We start from the raw sequence: 954 nt of genomic DNA, 5'->3' as shown, positions 1-954 counted from the left end.
TAAGAACCTAACTAATCAGCTAGTGGTCTTTCTGGCAATGATCTTAAGCCTTGAAGCCTTGTGTCTATTGATCTATGGAACGGGTGGAAAAAGCTTAGGACGTTTTCTGAGTGAGGCCCATCATCAACGCACTTTAAATCGTTGCTCAGGAAGCTTGCTCGCCGGTGTCGGTATTTGGCTAATGCTGAGCTAAACCTAAATTAGGCAGTTAACGACGCGCTTGAGGCAAGCTCACATTGAAGCGCATTGCGATAAAGCGACTCACTGTGGCAGCAATAGCAGACAAGGCGATGCAATAGGTTTGTGGAACGCCCTCATAGTGTAAAACCATGTACATCACGCCGCCAATAATGGCCGCTGACGCATAGAAATCTGCACGCAAAATCATCGGAATTTCCCGTACAAGCAGATCACGAATCACACCACCGCCTGTAGCCGTGAGTATGCTCATTAAGACAACACCAACCCAGCCTAGTTGGTGATATACCGCTGTTGCAGCGCCAATTGCAGCAAACACCCCAAGCCCGATTGCATCTGCAACCCGAACATAGTCCATATGCCGCTCAACCCGATTGGCAAAGAAAAAGGCAACAAGCCCTGCGGCCATTGCCGTAAAGAAATACGTTTCGTTAGTAAAGGCAGCCGGTGGATGAACACCTAAAATCGCATCACGCATGATCCCGCCACCAAGGCTTGTGGCAAGTGCAAGTACGAGAATACCAAGTAAATCTAGGTGATATTTTGCGCCATCAAAGCCACCTGACAACGCGAAAACAAAGACCCCAAATAAATCGAAGTACAGCAACCATTCCATTAGGGATTAATCAGCCTTATTGAGCCAAGTCATATATTCGGAAACACCCTCAGCAACCGTTTTAAAAGGCTGATCATAGCCCGAGGCGCGCAAGGCACTCATATCCGCTTGAGTAAAGCTTTGATAGCGGCCCTTTAAAT

1 protein-coding gene and 1 pseudogene are annotated in these 954 nt (G+C 47.6%); one reads left to right on the top strand and one right to left on the bottom strand.

The annotated features are described in order from the left end of the window. Positions 1–193: pseudogene (locus A3751_RS23675) on the top strand (LysE family translocator); the annotation flags it as partial. A 15-nt stretch (positions 194–208) separates the two neighbouring features. Here A3751_RS23675 and A3751_RS20220 read toward each other — a convergent pair. Next, complete coding sequence (locus tag A3751_RS20220; protein WP_068456371.1) at positions 209–814, bottom strand: trimeric intracellular cation channel family protein; 606 nt, start codon at positions 812–814, stop codon at positions 209–211. Between the last annotated feature and the right edge of the window lie 140 nt (positions 815–954).

The organism is Oleiphilus sp. HI0080 (assembly GCF_001635135.1).
The sequence above is the reverse complement of the archived record's forward strand: the minus strand, read 5'-3'. Positions and strand labels throughout refer to the sequence as shown.

What these genes read in the sequence shown, in the direction of transcription:
- A3751_RS20220 (WP_068456371.1), bottom strand. Translation starts at nt 814, where the DNA reads ATGGAATGGTTGCTGTACTTCGATTTATTTGGGGTCTTTGTTTTCGCG.